Origin of the sequence: Candidatus Nitrospira nitrosa, assembly GCF_001458735.1 — a bacterium.
Lineage (GTDB): Bacteria > Nitrospirota > Nitrospiria > Nitrospirales > Nitrospiraceae > Nitrospira_D > Nitrospira_D nitrosa.
Genome location: NZ_CZQA01000015.1, coordinates 70,001 through 86,960 on the forward strand (window position 1 = coordinate 70,001; position 16,960 = coordinate 86,960).

Annotated in this window: 13 protein-coding genes, 2 rRNA genes and 1 pseudogene (1 of these 16 only partly in view); 9 read left to right on the plus strand and 7 right to left on the minus strand. The window is 54.5% G+C overall.

What is annotated here, in order from left to right; all coding sequences use genetic code 11:
• The 5 genes and pseudogenes from COMA1_RS20430 to COMA1_RS20450 form a co-directional block, all read left to right on the plus strand.
• A 23S ribosomal RNA gene (locus COMA1_RS20430) occupies positions 1-575 on the plus strand; it begins 2,432 nt to the left of the window's first position.
• Positions 576-711: 136 nt separating this feature from the next.
• Positions 712-828 (plus strand): 5S ribosomal RNA (rrf, locus tag COMA1_RS20435).
• 196 nt (positions 829-1,024) lie between these two features.
• Positions 1,025-1,310: pseudogene (locus tag COMA1_RS21725) on the plus strand (IS3 family transposase); the annotation flags it as partial.
• Positions 1,311-1,907: 597 nt separating this feature from the next.
• Positions 1,908-2,582: a hypothetical protein gene (locus tag COMA1_RS20445; protein WP_090751380.1), complete on the plus strand. Its 675-nt coding sequence runs from the start codon at positions 1,908-1,910 to the stop codon at positions 2,580-2,582.
• Between the two features lie 115 nt (positions 2,583-2,697).
• Positions 2,698-3,093, plus strand: coding sequence for a hypothetical protein (locus COMA1_RS20450; RefSeq protein WP_090751381.1), 396 nt, complete (start codon positions 2,698-2,700; stop codon positions 3,091-3,093).
• Between the two features lie 667 nt (positions 3,094-3,760).
• Here COMA1_RS20450 and COMA1_RS22265 read toward each other — a convergent pair.
• The 5 genes from COMA1_RS22265 to nhaA all read right to left on the minus strand — a co-directional run bounded on the left by COMA1_RS22265 (position 3,761) and on the right by nhaA (position 8,487).
• Entirely contained in the window at positions 3,761-3,907 is a 147-nt protein-coding gene (locus COMA1_RS22265; RefSeq protein ID WP_090751382.1) for a transposase, read from the minus strand.
• A 43-nt stretch (positions 3,908-3,950) separates the two neighbouring features.
• Positions 3,951-4,711, minus strand: a protein-coding gene (locus tag COMA1_RS20460) for an IS5 family transposase (protein WP_090751395.1) whose coding sequence is annotated in 2 segments (ribosomal slippage) — positions 3,951-4,381 and positions 4,381-4,711 — 762 coding nt in all. Because the reading frame shifts where the segments join, the coding sequence is not laid out codon by codon here.
• A 1,489-nt stretch (positions 4,712-6,200) separates the two neighbouring features.
• On the minus strand, positions 6,201-6,458 hold the full coding sequence (locus tag COMA1_RS20465; protein WP_090751383.1) for an RNA recognition motif domain-containing protein: 258 nt from the start codon (positions 6,456-6,458) through the stop codon (positions 6,201-6,203).
• A gap of 228 nt (positions 6,459-6,686) precedes the next feature.
• The gene (locus COMA1_RS20470; protein ID WP_090751384.1) at positions 6,687-6,932 is read right to left on the minus strand and encodes a hypothetical protein; all 246 of its coding nucleotides are present in this window, start codon (positions 6,930-6,932) and stop codon (positions 6,687-6,689) included.
• A 361-nt stretch (positions 6,933-7,293) separates the two neighbouring features.
• Entirely contained in the window at positions 7,294-8,487 is a 1,194-nt protein-coding gene (gene nhaA / locus COMA1_RS20475; protein ID WP_090751385.1) for a Na+/H+ antiporter NhaA, read from the minus strand.
• A 439-nt stretch (positions 8,488-8,926) separates the two neighbouring features.
• On the opposite strand from nhaA, the gene COMA1_RS20480 reads away from it, so the two are divergent.
• Both COMA1_RS20480 and COMA1_RS20485 read left to right on the plus strand, forming a co-directional pair.
• Positions 8,927-9,169 (plus strand): CsbD family protein, encoded by a 243-nt coding sequence (locus tag COMA1_RS20480; RefSeq protein ID WP_090751386.1) that lies wholly within the window; start codon positions 8,927-8,929, stop codon positions 9,167-9,169.
• A 310-nt stretch (positions 9,170-9,479) separates the two neighbouring features.
• The gene (locus tag COMA1_RS20485) at positions 9,480-11,027 is read left to right on the plus strand and encodes a B12-binding domain-containing radical SAM protein (RefSeq protein WP_245631176.1); all 1,548 of its coding nucleotides are present in this window, start codon (positions 9,480-9,482) and stop codon (positions 11,025-11,027) included.
• A gap of 304 nt (positions 11,028-11,331) precedes the next feature.
• Here COMA1_RS20485 and COMA1_RS20490 read toward each other — a convergent pair whose 3' ends face one another.
• On the minus strand, positions 11,332-11,889 hold the full coding sequence (locus COMA1_RS20490; RefSeq protein ID WP_090751388.1) for a hypothetical protein: 558 nt from the start codon (positions 11,887-11,889) through the stop codon (positions 11,332-11,334).
• A gap of 353 nt (positions 11,890-12,242) precedes the next feature.
• Positions 12,243-14,291, minus strand: coding sequence for a transketolase (tkt, locus tag COMA1_RS20495; RefSeq protein WP_090751396.1), 2,049 nt, complete (start codon positions 14,289-14,291; stop codon positions 12,243-12,245).
• A 592-nt stretch (positions 14,292-14,883) separates the two neighbouring features.
• Between tkt and COMA1_RS20500 the strand changes: the two genes are divergently transcribed.
• The gene (locus COMA1_RS20500) at positions 14,884-15,279 is read left to right on the plus strand and encodes a translation initiation factor (RefSeq protein WP_090751389.1); all 396 of its coding nucleotides are present in this window, start codon (positions 14,884-14,886) and stop codon (positions 15,277-15,279) included.
• A gap of 203 nt (positions 15,280-15,482) precedes the next feature.
• A complete protein-coding gene (locus COMA1_RS20505) occupies positions 15,483-16,499 on the plus strand; it encodes an IS110 family RNA-guided transposase (RefSeq protein ID WP_090742717.1) in 1,017 nt (338 codons plus the stop codon).
• Positions 16,500-16,960 lie beyond the last annotated feature (461 nt).

The following is a 16,960-nucleotide window of genomic DNA, read 5'->3' on the forward strand; positions in this document are numbered from 1 at the left end:
AAGGCATAAGGGAGCTTGACTGCGAGAGCGACAGCTCGAGCAGAGACGAAAGTCGGACTTAGTGATCCGGTGGTTCTGTGTGGAAGGGCCATCGCTCAACGGATAAAAGGTACGCCGGGGATAACAGGCTGATCTCCCCCAAGAGTTCACATCGACGGGGAGGTTTGGCACCTCGATGTCGACTCATCGCATCCTGGGGCTGAAGCTGGTCCCAAGGGTTAGGCTGTTCGCCTATTAAAGCGGTACGAGAGTTGGGTTCAGAACGTCGTGAGACAGTTCGGTCCCTATCTGTTGTGGGCGCAGGAGAGTTGAGAGGGGCTTTCACTAGTACGAGAGGACTGTGAAGGACGGACCGCTAGTGTGCCGGTTGTCGTGCCAACGGCAGTGCCGGGTAGCTATGTCCGGTAGCGATAATCGCTGAAAGCATCTAAGCGAGAAGCGTGCCTCAAGATAAGCTCTCCCGTAGCGTATGCTACCTAAAGACCACTCGTAGACTACGAGTTTGATAGGCTGGGTGTGGAAGGCGTGTGAGCGCTGTAGCTAACCAGTACTAATCGGTCGTGCGGTTTAACATCCTTTGCTCCTGATAGACATGGTCTCGCGCATCGCACAGTGCGCGTCGTGAAACGTACAAAGTGATATCCGAAAGCGTGTAAAGCTTTTCGTCTCTCACTTCTAGCCTTCACGCAAGACATATTCAGTATGAATGTTCCCGGTGGCCATACCGGAGGGGCCCCACCCGTTCCCATACCGAACACGGAAGTTAAGCCCTCCAAGGCCGATGTTACTGCCGCCGCGAGGCTGTGGGAAAGTAGGACGCTGCCGGGTTACAACGGAGGCCCGCTGATCGAAAGATCAGCGGGCCTTTTCTTTTTGGACTTGGCGTAGCGTCCAGTAGAAAGGCAATGGGGTTTATCCGGCCACGACAATTCCGATAGAGTGATGAAGTGACCTTCCCCCGATTGTGCAGACACCTCACGAAGGAGGAGAATGATGCAATCGGAGGATCGCATGAGTAGCAAGACGATCCGCCCAGGATGCGGCAAGATCCTACCAGCAGTTGCTCACCATGGATGGCATCACGGCCAGCATGAGCCGCACCGGCAATTGCTGAGACAGCGCCTGTGTCGAGAGCTTCTTCGGAACATTGAAGTGGGAACTCGTGTACCCATCTGCACTATGCCACACGAGCGGAAGCGAAACAGGACATCTTCGAATACATCGAGGTGTTCTACAATCGGACGCGTCGGCACTCGATCCTCGGCTATGACTCCCCGACCGAGTACGAAGCGAGGACTGCAGTCGCGTAACTTAGTGTCCACAAAATTGGGGGAAGATCAGTAGTGGGTCATCAAAGCCGTTACTAGAAGAGGAACCTGACACGGTGGCAAAGAAAATCAGCCATGCCGCGCCTGTGTCTACGACTGCGGCGCAAGAGTGGGGGATTCAAGTATTCGCACGTCGATGATTCCCGTAAGAACTCAGGGGGAATGACAAAGGGCCTCATAGCCAATCGTGCAATGCTGGATTATGCGATCATTAGACGAGCCACATCGCGTGGCACCGTACCTGTTTCAAGTCCTGTAGGTCATCATCTGTAACATTTTGTCCTCTCATGAGAAACGTTCGTACGTAAGTGGTGATTATTAAACAGCAATAAGCATAATTGCTGTAGTGCGTACAAAACCTACTCGACACTCTTGACGTAAAAAGAAGATTAGGAGAATAATAATGAGGCCATCGGAAAGAGGAGTTCCATTGTTCGTTCCAAGACGTGCAGAAAGATGATCTGAGCAAGGGAAAAGACTTTGCTGGCATAATCTCGCTGGTGGTTACGGGGTGTTATGCGTTTCAGCAATTGGAATTGGTGGCAGTCGGCAGAGAATTAGGTTCAAAGAGGGTGATGCATGCTGAATCATCTTAAATCCCATGCCTGGAGCTATAGCCTCGCCGCTGCGGTGGTCCTCTTCTTCATTGGGCAGGCCGTAATATCGAACCTGAAGAACGAGACGAACGCATTTGCGCCTGAGCCGGTCGAAGCCGCAATCGACGTCGCCCCGGTAGCTGGGTTCCAGGTGGTGCTGGAGCAGAAGAATCTCGAGCTCATTGCGGAGAATGACCAGCTCAACGCTCAGTATGATCTGCTCAATGGTCAATATGGCCAGCTTCACAAATCTAATTACAAACTCAATCAAGAGAATGGCAATCTTCACAACGCCAATTTTATTCTCAATCGAGAGAATGGCGAGCTTCACGAAGCTAATTTCACACTCAATCAAGAGAATAGCCACTTGCATCAAACCAACGGCGAACTCAATACAGAGAACCAACAGCTCCAACAACAGATTCAACGCCTTCAGGAGATTATCAAAGAAAAAGAAGATCTCACCCAGAGCCAGAAACGCGAGCTTGGGCAGCAGCACCAACAATTGGCTGCCTATGCGCGTGCAATTGACGCGATGAATGCTCCCAAGAAGGAACTGAAACAGACCGTAGAGAAGAAAACGAAGACGGATGCGGGTTTGGTACAGCTGGCGAAGGAGACCTTGGGAGTCGATGTCACGGTTAAGGAGTGCCAATGACCTCTGTTCATTCGCCGAACGTCGTTCATCGTCACGTTGCTCATGTTGAATACAATGATCGTCATACTAGGAAAACACAATTCGATTGGTACCTCAAGGTGGAGGAACATACATCATGATCTTCCTGCTGCTTGCCATACTGTTGGTCCCTGCCATCGCCCAGGCTGAGGAGAAAATCGTTGCGGTGCCGCGTGACCAGTTCATCAAAGTGCTGGGTGAGGTCAAGCAGAACAAGCAGTTTCTTGCCGAGTCGCAAGAGTGGTTGACGAAGTATAAGGACATATTCGAGAAACAGAGAAGCTATGTTGAAACGTTGGAGGGGCTGAACGAGACGAGGAAGAAAGAGACCGAATTGTTGCAAGAACAAAACGCCGCGCTCCAGAAAGAGATCGAAGAAGAACGGCAACGAAAAGCGGACATGGCCTGGCAGAAACAGGCGGAATGGGCAGGGTATGGAGCAGCGATTCCCACGGCGATCATTATGTTGAGGAAGCTGGTCTTCAAATTCTAACCAGGGACCGCGACAAGGAACGAATACATCTCTGACATGTCCAGCATGTCACGTTCATCATCTCAGTGGGGGCATAGAGGGGGGCAGGTATTGCGATCATGATGATCTTGCTCCGCTCTCAATGGGCGTCGGTATGTCATGGTAAAGAGGCAAAGGAGAAGGTGTCGCCCATTAGAAGGCTCCGCTCAAGTGGGCACACCTCTCCTCTGGTTCTGCACATCCGTAGTTACTCCGATGATGTCCTCTCACGATCGCCAGCGACTCCTATGCACTGCATCTGAGTGTTCTCTGGTTACGGTGTCGACTGCGTATCCTGAGTCGCACCAGTCACCCACCAGGATCAAGGCAAAGAGACGTAGGCGCTCCTGCCCCTGGCCAATGATTGTCCCCAGAACATCGTTGGTACCCACGCATGTCCTACGAGACGATCACAGATCTCGTGGTTGCCATGTGGCTCCACCCTCTTCGTGGCTCATGCCTGAGGCAGCTCAGGCCTCCTCGCTGGTTCAGTGAGGAGGAACAGAAGGCAGGCGGCCGTCCAATCAGATCTCGTGGTTAACCCAACCCCAATTCGAGCTCAGCCTCCCGCTGAGTATGAAGCGAGGGCGACCGTTGCATAACTTGGTGTCCACGAAATCAGGGGAAGATCAAACGCCTGCGTGGAAGCCTAACGCAACTTCCGTCGCCATCGCCCCAAAGCAGTTGCTCCGATGCCGAGTTCTGTCGTGATCTGATGCACGGTCACCCCTGGAGCATCGAGCATCGCCACAGCTTCACGCTTGTACTCGATTGTACACCTCCGTCGTTCTCCCATGACACCCTTCTGGCTCAGTATGAGCCTTCGCTAGGCTCAGGACTCATTCTTTCAGATAAAAGATAACGGTTGCAGCGAGACAGATCGATGAGAAGAAGGTGTGGGCGCAGCGATCGTAGCGCATGGCAACCCGACGCCAATCCTTGATCCGACCAAATACGATCTCGGTGTTGTGGCGTTGTTTGTAGAGAGTTGTGCTGTAGCGGCGCCGGGTCGTTCGGTTCTTACGCGGCGGAATGCATGAGGTGATACCCTGCTGTTTACGGGCGGTAACGAACCAATCCGCATCATAGCCGCGGTCGGCGATCGGATGTTTGGCATTGGAAAGACTGGGCAGCAGGCATCGCGCACCGGTGTCATCGCTGGTGTGCTCGGCTGTTAGCAACAGGTGCATCGGCTTGCCCGCGTCGTCGCACACTGCATGGAGCTTCGAATGTAGGCCACCCTTCATGCGGCCAATACAGCGGGGGACTGCCCCCTTCTCAAGAGACTCGCTGCCGTTCGGTGGGCTTTCAGATGGGTGGCGTCAATCATGAGACAGTCTCTGGTCCCGGACTGTCGCGACAACTCGCGGAAGATCTTGTGAAAGATCCCCACTCGGCTCCACCGTACAAACCGATTGTAGAGTGTCTTGTGCGGGCCATAGGCCTTCGGCGCGTCTTTCCATTGCAGACCATGTCGGATTCCATAGATAATTCCGCTGATCACTCGCAGGTCATCTACGCGCGGGATGCCGTGTGGCACTGGGAAATAGGGCGTGATCCGGTTCACCTGCTGCCTGCTCAATAAAACCATGTCACTCATGACCACCTCCAGCCATAGCGACGCACAGATCATTGCCTGAAGAAACCTGCAAACTGAATGAGTCCTGAGCCTAGGTGTCCGTGCAAGTGGGGCAGGACCTGTCAGAAAGAGCGGAGCAACATGAATGCACTTCGTGGGCTAGAAATAGATCGAGTCAAGACAAGACAAGACAAACGAACTACTAAGCTCACTCAAGGTACTGGTTCTATTAATAACCGACGTTCCATCCGACAGTAGGCACATGATTCTGAGAAGACAACGCACAGCTTGCCCCTGATTCGAATCTTTTGGGTGCTGCGACTGCATTGTAATGGGTCGACATCACAAAGAATCGATTGTATGGAGATGGGTTCAAATCTAAGCCATGAATGCGTCGCAGACGATCTTGGTGCCACAATACGTTCTAACCCCTAATACGGCTTGACTCTGGTGTCGGATGCGATCAAGGTGATTCTATGACGTACTGAGCCGCGTCGGCTGCCCTATCTCTCGCGCATTCCCTCCCCACTCCGGCGCGTCTGATTTCTCAGTCTCTCCCGTTTATTCGAAGCACAACGATCATCGAGTCTGGCTATGAATATGCGAATAGCGATTTCACAGGAGTCGTGTCTTTAGATGTGGGCTCACAAAACATCATGATAGCAACAACTCCAGAAGGCACAGTCGTACACGGTCTCGATGGGTTCATGAACCAGGGGCCAGGGTGGACGAAACCGTTTCTGTCGATCTGCGTAATTGCGTCAAGACGACACATTCTAACAACTGATCACAAATTTCATATATGAATGAATTAGATTTAGTATTTAATCGACAGCTCATGGATCTTGGTATCAATGTGTTTGTCGCCGTAGCCTTGATTTGTGCTACCTATGTCTTACGAGACCTCTACCGGTCATGACAGAGGGGTGGGATGCGGATTTGGGAATTGATTGGTAGGGTAGTGAAGTCGAGTCGTCCCAGTCAGAGACAGCCGGACCCTTGTCAAATTCAATGAAAAACACGCAGGAGGATGAGCGAGAGAACTGGCGTGAGGTCGTCTCTTGATCGTCTAGTTGTCACATCTCCAGATTTCGACCGAATCACGGCTTCAAAAGCTGTGGGACGCATGAAGGCTGTTATCCAGAAGGATGATAGGGGCAGTTGTAATTGGCAGAGAACCAATCAGAGGATGAATTTCGCCTCATTGGGGCATTTCGAGCATCCCCTAACTCGGACCTGCCGCCTATTTAATCTTCCTGAAAATCTTCACTGCTGCTTCAACTCCACCATCTTGTGGACTGATCATCAACAGCATGTCCTTGTGCCCTGAAGCTTTCTAAAACCGTATCGACATAGGCCGTCATAGGACTTGTTCAGTAGTCAGATGTGGAGATTCCACTCGGGGTTGTTCCTTCGGTGCTCTCATTGCGTCTCAATGACTTGAATGGCCATGTTCCCAAGGCTGTCTCAACATCCCCCGCAGTCGTGGTCGTACTGGAGTCCGCCATGGTCAGCGCTCCAGAGCTCCTGTGACGAAGAGTCGCAAACGGTTGTTCATCAACCGTGTTCCGTCCAGCGCTTTCACCGCTCTTAGAGCTTCTTCGCGCGAACCCAATTGCACGAATCCATAGCCGGCGGATTTCTTGCTGCGTTTGTATCGAACGACAGAGGCGTGTGCTACCTCGCCATACGCTTCCAATAGTGCGCGGAGGTGATCATCGGACGCATCTTCTGACAGACCTCCCACATACACGACACAAGTGCTCATTCTTCTCCTCGTAACGCTGTCGCAGGTACTCACGAGATTAGTGCTGATCTCGCATCTCAAAATAGGTGTAGACGACGACGCTGATGACTGCAGTAATGTACAGGGCAGTCACGGCAGTGAGGGGATTCTGAACGAACCATTGGACGGAAGTCTGAAAGAGAGACATTGGTGTGCTAACTCTATTTTGCGTGTAAGAGACGAGTGGTGTATAGATGGTCGCGTGCCTGTTCAGTGCGCCTTGCTTCGGCGAGAGTTTGGTTTCTGCCTCATAATTGGTGTCCCATCCACCTCATGCAACGCAAACGGATACTCCTTCGCTAGCGAAGCGACTCCTTGCCGAATGACGTCAATGGAGGATGCGCTATGGCGCGGGATTGGATCAGACAGCCCTAGGAGGTGCCACCGGATCTTCGGTTTTTTAGGGGTAGATTTCTTGAGTTTTTTCTGAACGCGCGGAGTCGAATAGAAACTCATGACAACTCCTTAGGGTATGGACAGGAGCCTCGACGACAGACTCCTCAACCGGAGGAGCCTGGTGGCTCTGTCGTCCTGCCGACACTGAGTCTACTCAGCTCCGAACGGCGGCACATGCCATCCAATGAGACGAGTATGAGAACAGTATGCTATCGCGCGAAGACGGAGAGTGAGTACGAGGAGTGCGCGGAGAGACAGCAAATTTGAAGAACAATAAGTGTAACAGCCGCCTTGTGGGGGAGTCAAACTTTATGATTGAGTGAAGTTTTGATAGGCAACAAGATGTTTAGATTGCGATAGTTTCCGACGGGTTACCACAGTTGTGGGGCTGAGAACGGATCGGCATGAGTGAGGCTCGTGTTCATTCAACTGTCTCTGCTCGCGACGAGGTTGCGCCGAGTGTCAGCCAGAGTACCAGATATCCGGCCATCGCCGAGAGGAGCGATCCGAGGAGGATTCCAATACGTTCATCGAACAACGCAGGCCGCTGTAGTTCTTCAAAGGCGAGGGCACCGATAAATAGACTCATGGTAAACCCGATACCACACAGGATGGCAACGCCACACAGCTGGATCGCTGTGAGTCCCATCGGCAGACGGGCAATCCCCAGCTGGATCCCAGCCTTGCAGAATAGAAAGACGCCCAGTGGCTTGCCGAGAAATAATCCTAGCGTGATGCCCAAGGAGACCGGGTGCATGAGACTTTCCAGGGACACCTCGCTCAGAGAGATTCCGGCATTGAAGAAGACAAACAGGGGCAACGTGACAAAGGCCACTGCGGTGTGAAGTTCCTGTTCCAGAGTTCGAAGCGGAGAATGAGTCCTGTTTCTCCTGTCAGTGAGGGGAATAAATATTGCCAGAAGGATGCCGGCCAAAGTCGCGTGCACGCCGGACTTCAACACCGCAGCCCACATCACAAGGCCGACCAAGGCATAGAGGGGAATGGTCGTCACGCCGTTCCGGTTAAGAAGGAAAAGGACCAGAAGGCAGAGGCTCGCGGTCCACATCATCGTCGCGGAGAGATGTGCGGAAAAAAAGAAGGCAATGATCAGAATGGCACCGACATCATCGAAAATTGCGAGTGAGACCAGAAATATCTTTAGTGAAAGGGGAACTCGCCGACCCAACAGAGAGAGAATGCCCAAGGAGAAGGCCGTATCGGTGGCGATAGGAATAGCCCAGCCAGCCATACCAGCGGGATTGTCATAATTGATCCACCAATAGATGAGTCCGGGAACTACCATCCCGCCGAGAGCGCCCAGCGCCGGTAGCCTCACATTCGCCATATCGGAGAGTTCCCCCTCCAGGAGCTCCCGTTTTAACTCCATCCCGACTACAAAGAAAAACAGCACCATCAGGCCATCATTGATCCAGAGGAGAAGGGGTTTCTGAATCTGGAACTCCCCAAACTGAACTCCGGCCTGAATCTGTAGAAGGCTCTCATACAGATGCTTCAGGCCGGTATTGGCGCACAGCATGGCGAGTGCTGCGGCAAGAATCAGTAGAATGCCGCTGGCGGACTCCAGTCTTAGGAATGTGCGAATACTGCTAATCATTGAGCCAGTACCGACGCGTTCAGTGCTTAAAATGATGGTATTGTCTAGTTCGGTGTTTTCACCCTAATTGTAGGTGCATCCTGTGCACATCTCGACCTTCAAGGCAATCCCATAGTGTTGTGGTGGCATGCCTATCTTAACTCTGTAACATCGCCGACACGGAATGTCTCTACATCGCCTGTTACTTATCACGCATGAATGCATTCACGCGTGACTCCATTGACATGACCTTGGTTGGCCCTGTAGGGTAAGCGACACGTACTGAGCCACGCCGACTATCTTATCTCTCGCGCATCGCTCCCTTCCTCGCGCGTCTGATTCTCTAGTGTCCGCCGCTTTTACGCTGAGTCTCCGCCCGTATTCGCCCGATGGCTTGTCCCAGTGTGGGGGGCGGTCGGCGAGGATCGGAGGCTTCCACCCTCTTACCAAGGAGCCCTTGATGAATCAGGAACAGTTTGGGCAGTTCTGGAATCAATTGAAAACACCGCTCAAGGATTACTGGTCAAAGATTACTGCGGAGGATTTGACGGAGATCCGGGGGGATTTGGCGACGTTCGGTTCGGTCATTCAGAAGCGGTATGGAGAATTACAGAAAGAGGAAGTCCGCACATGGGTCAATCGACGATATGCCCACTGGTCTGGAAACTACATCGGGTATAAGGATCCGGCGCCGACGTCCTAACTGCCATGCTGTAGGTCTGAAAGTCGTCGAGATTCTCGACCTCGTGCAATGGTCATCAACAAGACTGATGGAGTGAGCGGGTGGGCAAGGTGCGTTGACAGGGGAATGAGCGGATGGTACGGTGCAGTCACCACGTTTGATGTGCCCGTTCCTTCCCAATTCCTTTCACTCACTCCGTCAACATTCCCTCCGTGTGTGATCGAGATCGGATCAAGGAGTTTGTCTGCTCGTTTTTCTCATTCACGTTCGTGATCCACAGTTTTATGCACTTCCCGCGAAGACACGGGCTGCGAACGGCAACGTCCGTGTGATGGGCTTCCCTCCAATTGGGATCATGTCCTTGTCATCCGTGATCAAACAGGCAGGGCACGAATGTGTGCTTTTTGATCAAGCGAACCCCGATACGCCGAACCAGGTCATCATTGACCGGATCAACCGGGAGCAACCGGTGCTCGTCGGGCTTAGTTTTCTCAGTACCACGAGCTATCCCTACGCCAAGATGTTGGCGCGAGAAATTCGTGCGACCAACCAAAAAGTCAAGCTCGCCTTCGGTGGGGTGTTTGCTAGCCTGAATGCCTCGTTGGTGAAACTACAATGTCCCGAAGTCGATTTTGTCTGTCGTGGCGACGGTGAGCAGTTGCTGCTCGATCTGTTGGCGAACTTGGAAACCCCCCAAGCTGTCGCAAGCCTGACTTGGATGAAGGATGGCCAGGTCGTCCAGAATCCGAATCGTCCCACCGAGCGGCACCTGGATCAGTGGCCCTTTCCGGATCGCGAGAGCCTGGAACTCGACTATGTTGAATCCATGCCACTGGATGTTCCGGTCGTGCTCTCCATGAGACGGTTCACAACGATGCAAACGTCCCGGGGATGTCCCTGGCCCTGCATCTTCTGCGACATTCCGATCTTCAACGAGGGGAAGTGGCGAGCCCGTAGTCCTCAGCATGTAGTCGCAGAGCTCAAGCATCTCGAAGCACTCGGCTACGAGTCCGTCGGGTTTGTCGACGATCACTTTTTGCTTCAGCCCAAGCGGATCGAAGCGATTTGTAACGGAATCATGGATGCGAAGCTGTCAATACGGTGGGGCATCGAGGGGCGTGTCGATTCGGTGGCCCAACATCTGTTTCCCGCCATGGCGAAGGCCAATTGCGGCGCGATGATGTTCGGGATTGAAAGCGGCAGTCAGAAGATTCTCGATCGGTTGAAGAAGGAACAGACGCTGGATCAGGTCACAACCGCCGTTAAAAACGCGAAAAAAGCCGGCGTGGAAATAGTACATGGGTTCTTCACTGTGGGCAATCCGGACGAGACGATCGAAGATATGGAAGCTACCTTCGACTTCGCGTCGGCCCTGCCGCTTGATACGTTTGGATTCAACCGACTCTGCGTCTATCGGGGGACACCTCTGTGGCAGGAATACGTCAAACGCGGGTTGGTCAACGAAACTACAGATTGGTACAAGTATTTCAAATGTTCAGAAATCGATCCGACTTGCCTCTCAGGCGAAACAATCAACCGCGTCAGACAGGCGGGGATCAAAAAGCTCTTTCGCTACAAACTTATCCATTACCCCCGTCAGACCTTTCAGCTTCTCCGTCGTTTTTTTCGTTATATGCCGATCCGAGATGTGCTCTATCTCCTGCTCAAACCCTTCATGGGCCAGAAGAAGGGTGCGACGAAGGCTGAGGTGGTGTCGCGCTTGGTCGAGCATGCCGACATGAAAGATGCGGCGGCGCAGCTGACGCAGGTGTCGGATGAGATGCTGCACAATGTGTTTGAAGCCTCTCGCCTCGAACGTTTGCAGATCCAGCAAGCCGCAGACGGGTCACGCGAGCTGCCGATGGTGCGGTCTCGATAGGTGGCACACGGGTGTATATCTGTAGTGCTTGGTTAGGACCAAGATACCGTTACTCCAGACTGATCGGCGTAATCCTGAAATCTGCATTATCAAAACTATCTTCAGATGGTCGGCCGCTGATTGCGCATCCGGCGAAGTGACGGGGACGAGACTGTGCCACCGTCGTCGTTGGCTCTTCCCAACCCAGTGCAATACGCTCATGCAGACGGCACCCAGTTGCCGTAGGCGCCCTCTGATACAACCACTAATCACGCAGGCAGTTCAGCCACCATGTCCGTGAGCGGCCTGTGCTCTCGTTCGAAACCTACCGGCGCGCTGCGGCAGGAGCATGCAGAACGGGCTTGCTTATTTTGGCTGGGGCCCGTCCGAGCTCCAGTTCGATCAACTTCACCGACAGCTCCAAGATTTTTGTGGCCTGTGCTTGGAGGGTCTCTTCCTTGATGGCATGGTTGAGATAGTTCTGGCAGAGGTTGTACATAGCCGCTCTGTACAGTTGAAGACCCTGCGTGCGCTTAACAAGGGTATGAGAAATTTGCGAGAACGTGCGGGTCAATTCTTCTTTCACGCTCGCATCGAGCTTGTCGGTTGAGAGGTCGCGTATGGCTGCTAAGGCATTCGTGACATTCTGGTCTACGTCGAGCGGCGGCTCCGCGCAAAATCGACCAGCCTCACTCGCAGCATTCTCCTCGAGCCGCACCAGGACCACCCGCCGATCGGCACTCACGGCCAACGTTCCCACCCGACTTTCGATATCGTCGATCACGACTGGTGACTTGGGACTGGAAAATATATTCAACCCGCACCCGGACAGCATCAACAGAGTCGCGATGAGGCTCGTGCGCAGAGATAAAGTCGGTATCATGGTGAGGCCTCCTAATGAGAATGAAAACCATACTGATGACGGCCTGTGATATACGGTGTTTATCGGGTTCATGTTGGGTAGCATGGACGAAGTCCTGAAGAACTGCAAGAGCCGCATTGCGTAGTAGTACGATGCCAACCGTGAGTGATGACATTGGTGGAGATGGGCAGCTGACCCCGGAATCGCTACTGGACTCGGTGGAGCAGGGATTTATCGCTTGGGGATGGGCAGACGTTCCGATTCTAGGCTGTCATTCCTGCCGACACAGATTCGGGAAGCTCGAATCTGTGTCGGGTCAAGGGGTGGCAGCAAGATAGAGAATAGCTCCAGACACATTAGGCCGCTTTCGCTTTTCAGTAAAGCTGCCCTTTTGCCGCCGCTACGACGTTGACCGTCGTGAAGCCGAATTTCTTTTGGAGTTCCTTGAGGGGCGCGGATGCACCGAACGTCTTCATGCCGATGATCTCGCCGGTCAGCCCCGCATACCGTGCCCAGCCAAACGTGGAGGCCTGTTCCACACAGACCCGCGCCGTCACGTTCGGAGGAATGACGCTGTCGCGATAGGCCTGCGGTTGATGTTCGAAGAGTTCCCATGAGGGCATGCTCACCACACGGGCCTTGATTCCTTCAGCGTTCAATTGCTGTGCGGCCTCCAGGCATAGCGAGACTTCACTGCCGCTCGCGAGCAGCAGTACGTCCGGTTTCCCTCCAGGAACGTCCGCTAATATATAAGCGCCTTTTGCCACACCGGATGCGGCGGCATGGGTGGCGCGGTCGATCGTCGGAAGGGCTTGTCTGGTCAGGATCAACGCGACCGGTTCATGTTTCAACTGCATGATGACGCGCCAGGCTTCTGCGACCTCGTTCGCATCAGCAGGGCGCAGGACGATGAGATTCGGAATGGCGCGCAGTGACGCGAGCTGCTCAATAGGCTGATGTGTCGGTCCATCCTCGCCGACCCCGATCGAATCGTGCGTGAAAATGTGGATGACGGGGACTTCCATCAGCGCGCTCAATCGGATCGCACCTCGGCTGTAGTCGCTGAAGATCAGGAACCCGGAACCGTAGGGGCGCACTTTGGAGAGGGAGAGCCCATTGAGCACGGAGCCCATGGCATGCTCTCTGACCCCGAAGTGTAGGTTGCGGCCACCGCGATCCTTCGCAGTGAAATCACCGGCCCCCTCGAAGGTCAAGCGAGTCTTGGTGGAAGGAGCCAGATCCGCTGAGCCTCCCAAGAGCCAGGGGACATTTTTTGCCAGGGTATTGAGGACCTTGGCAGAGGCATCGCGTCCGGCCAGGCCTTTGGCGTCGGGAGGGAACAGGGGCAGCTCCTTGTCCCATCCGTCCGGCAGTTGACGCTGCTGCATATTGGAAAGATGCTTGGCGAGTTGGGGAAATTGCTTCTGATACTCCTCGAACGTTGCCATCCAGGCTGTGCGCGCCTCGTGCCCGCGCTTGCCCATGCCCTGCTGAAAATGCTCCCGGACGCCATCCGGCACCAGAAACTTTTCCTGTTCGGGCCAGCCGTAGTTCCGTTTGGTCAGTCTGATTTCTTCCTCGCCGAGGGGTTCGCCGTGCGCCGCGTGGGTATCTTGCTTATTTGGTGAACCGTAGGCGATGTGGCTATCGACGATGATCAAGGTCGGTCGCCCGGCTTCCTGTTTGAACGTCGCCAAGGCCCGTTCGAGCATGTCGAGATCGTTGGCGTCACCGACTCGGGTGACGTTCCATCCATAGCCGATGAATCTGGTAGCCACGTCCTCGCTGAAGGCCCACTCGGTGTGGCCTTCGATCGTGATCTTATTATTATCGTAGATCCAGCAGAGGTTGGACAGTTTCAGATGCGCCGCCAAGGAGGCCGCTTCGGCAGCGACCCCTTCCATCATGCAGCCGTCGCCGCAGAGGGCGTAGACGTTGTAGGCGAATATGTCGAAGCCTGGACGGTTGAAATAGTGCCCTTGCCACTGGGCAGCGATCGCCATTCCCACACTGGTGGCAATGCCTTGCCCAAGCGGACCAGTCGTCGTCTCCACGCCGGAGGTCCAGCGGTATTCCGGGTGTCCGGCACACTTGCTGTTGAGCTGGCGGAATCGTTTGAGGTCGTCCAGTTGCACGGAGAGTTCGCCTAGCCGTTCGTACTGAGGATTCACCGCCTTCACTCCCGTCAGATGCAGCAGGGAGTAGAGGAGCATCGAGGCATGTCCCATCGAGAGCACGAACCGATCGCGGTTCGGCCAAATCGGATCGTTCGGATCGAACCGCATGACTCGCTGCCAGAGACAGTAGGCAACCGGGGCCATGGCCATCGGTGTTCCCGGGTGGCCGGAGTTGGCTTGCTGCACGGCATCCATGGAAAGGGTACGGATCGTATTGACACAGGTTTGATCGAGTTGTGCGTTCATCACCATGGCTCCCTTTGTCGAGGTGTGGTTCTCAAGTATGGTCGGTGGCGGTTCTTGCCACTCATGATGTCGGCCGTATTGAAGGTAGGCTTAAGTATGAGCCAGAGGCATGGACAACACGACATGATATGACGCGTCGAGCTAGCTCAGTGTGATTCAAATTGATCCCAACGTGCGTAGTGGGTTGAAGCCGCCTTCAGCAAGTCGACAGGTACCTTAGTAGTCTATCACTAATGTGCCGGCAAGTGAGAGGAGGAAGGTGAGCTAGTTATTGAGATTATTCCGATGTATTGAAAGATGGTTGAAGTCAAGCTAGATAAAAGTGCCCACGACCATCTATCATCCTCCCGATAAATGTCTTTCATCGAAATCTGACGTCACCACGATAACGGACATCCTGTGTGTGCAACAACTGCGTGATTCCTGCTGTCTCTCGACTCATCGAAGCAGTGTGATGGCAACAACGATGGGGGCAGATACGGGGCAAGATCAGTAACTGGCTATGCGTGCGATTCTCATGGCTTGGAGATCCAGCTTCAGCCCCTTGTCGAATACCTCTCATCCCTGTAGGCTCTCTTCGAGTAGTTGTCCTATGAAAGAACATAAACGCGTTCCAACCGATGGTGGGCCGATCAAGTGGACAAGTCCTTTCGTCGCCTTGAAGCAGGCAGAACTGCCACGTGCTTCATCAACGCAATCTATTTGCAGCCAGAGCGCTCCGGCCTCCGACGTGCCGAAGAGGAATCGTGGCCGTGTGGACATCCTTCGCCAGACGGCGCATCGCGGGGGCAAGACCGTGACGGTGGTCACAGGGTTTGTTGGGATTGGTCAGGCGGAGAAAGAACGCCTCGCGAAGCAGATGCAGAAAGCCTGCGGCGCAGGCGGCACGGTCAAAGAGGGACGGATCGAGATTCAAGGCGATCAGCGTGACGCCGTCGCGCGTATTCTTACCGAGGCAGGGTTTCGCCCGGTCTTCGCCGGAGGGTAATACCTCCCTTGTTCCTGCAGAGAGGAATACGAGAAGAGCTGGGTATGTGATGGTGGAAGCCAGCCCCCGTACGCACACTTCTGTCATTGCGTGATGCTGCACCCTATGCGAGACTCCCGATAATCATCTCGAAGGCTCCTCTCTTGAAGAGTAGAGTCGTTGCTAACGCGACGGGCTCATCCACTTTAACCGAGGAGGTTGCGATGATGTGTTATGCGGGCATTGATCTCCATGCCACGAATAGTGTGCTGGTCGTGATTGATGAAGCGGATCGAGTGCTGTATCAGAAACGCCTCCGCAATGACCTGGCCGTGATCTTCACGGCCTTAACACCGTATCAGACCACGCTGCAGGGCGTGGTCGTTGAGTCCACCTATAATTGGTACTGGTTAGTCGACGGGCTCATGGAAGCAGGGTACCGGGTCCACCTCGCTCATGCACCAGCCCTGCCGCAGTATAGTGGGCTCAAGCATGTTGACGATCAACACGATGCGCAGTGGTTAGCCCATTTACTCCGGCTAGGTTTGCTCCCTACCGGGTACATTTACCCCAAAGCGGAACGGGCCGTGCGGGACTTGTTGCGGAAGCGCAGTCAGTTGGTTCGGCACAAGACCATGGTCGTGCTGAGCCTACAAAGCCTGCTGACACGACTGACTGGCAATCGGCTCTCCCTCCCTCGGCTTCGACAGCTCACCCCAGAGGGCATTCAGGCACTTGTGCCATTTCCCGAACATGTGCAATCGGTCAGCAGTTCGTTGGCTGTGCTGCAATGTCTGGAGCACGAGATTCACACGATTGAGGGCACGGTTCGGGAAGCGGGGCGGACTCAGCCGGGCTATGTGCTCTTACAGACCGTCCCCGGAATCGGGCCGATCTTGGCGGGCACCATTCTCCTGGAAGCCGGTGACCTGCGGCGGTTTGCGACCGTGGGACACTTCGCCTCCTACTGTCGCTGTGTCGGCAGCGAACATGTGAGTAACGGCAAACGCAAAGGGGCTGGCAACACGAAGAACGGCAACAAGTATTTAAGCTGGGCGTTCATCGAGGCGGCGCACTTCGCCATTCGCTATGAGGCCGTGATTCGCACGTATTATCAGCGCAAGCAGGCACGGACGCATCCCCTTGTGGCGCTGAAGGCCGTGGCCCATAAATTGGCGCGGGCCTGCTATCACATGCTCCGTGCGCAGGTGCCATTCGATCTGTCCCGCGCTTTTGGCTAGGCGCGGCAGAGCTGGGGGGAGCTGGGAGCTCGCAAAGGGGTTGAGGCCACACCTCGCACTCCCGATTAGCCCCGGTCTTCCCCCTTCAACTCCCTCGCCACTGGCGTGGGGACTGAGACGCCTCGACCGTGAGCCATGATGGGGTTGGCGCCAGCCCGCTGGTAGCCAGACGTCCTGTGCGTAGGTATGCTGGACACGGCCGGGAACCGACGGTTGTCTGGGGCACGAGGTGCCAGGGGCTGGAGTGGATCCCCGACGGGGCTCGCTCCCACGCCTTGATCCTGATGGGTGACTGGTGCGGCTCAAATCCGAGCTGACACTGCTGACGACGACAACCGGGATGCGACGGAGTCACGCGACCACCATGGCGAGGGAAGACGTCGTCGGAGACCTCGCCCCGTTTGTAGGATACGGAGGGCATGATCGGCTGTGCCCTCTTGACCGGAGCCTTCGAGATGGGC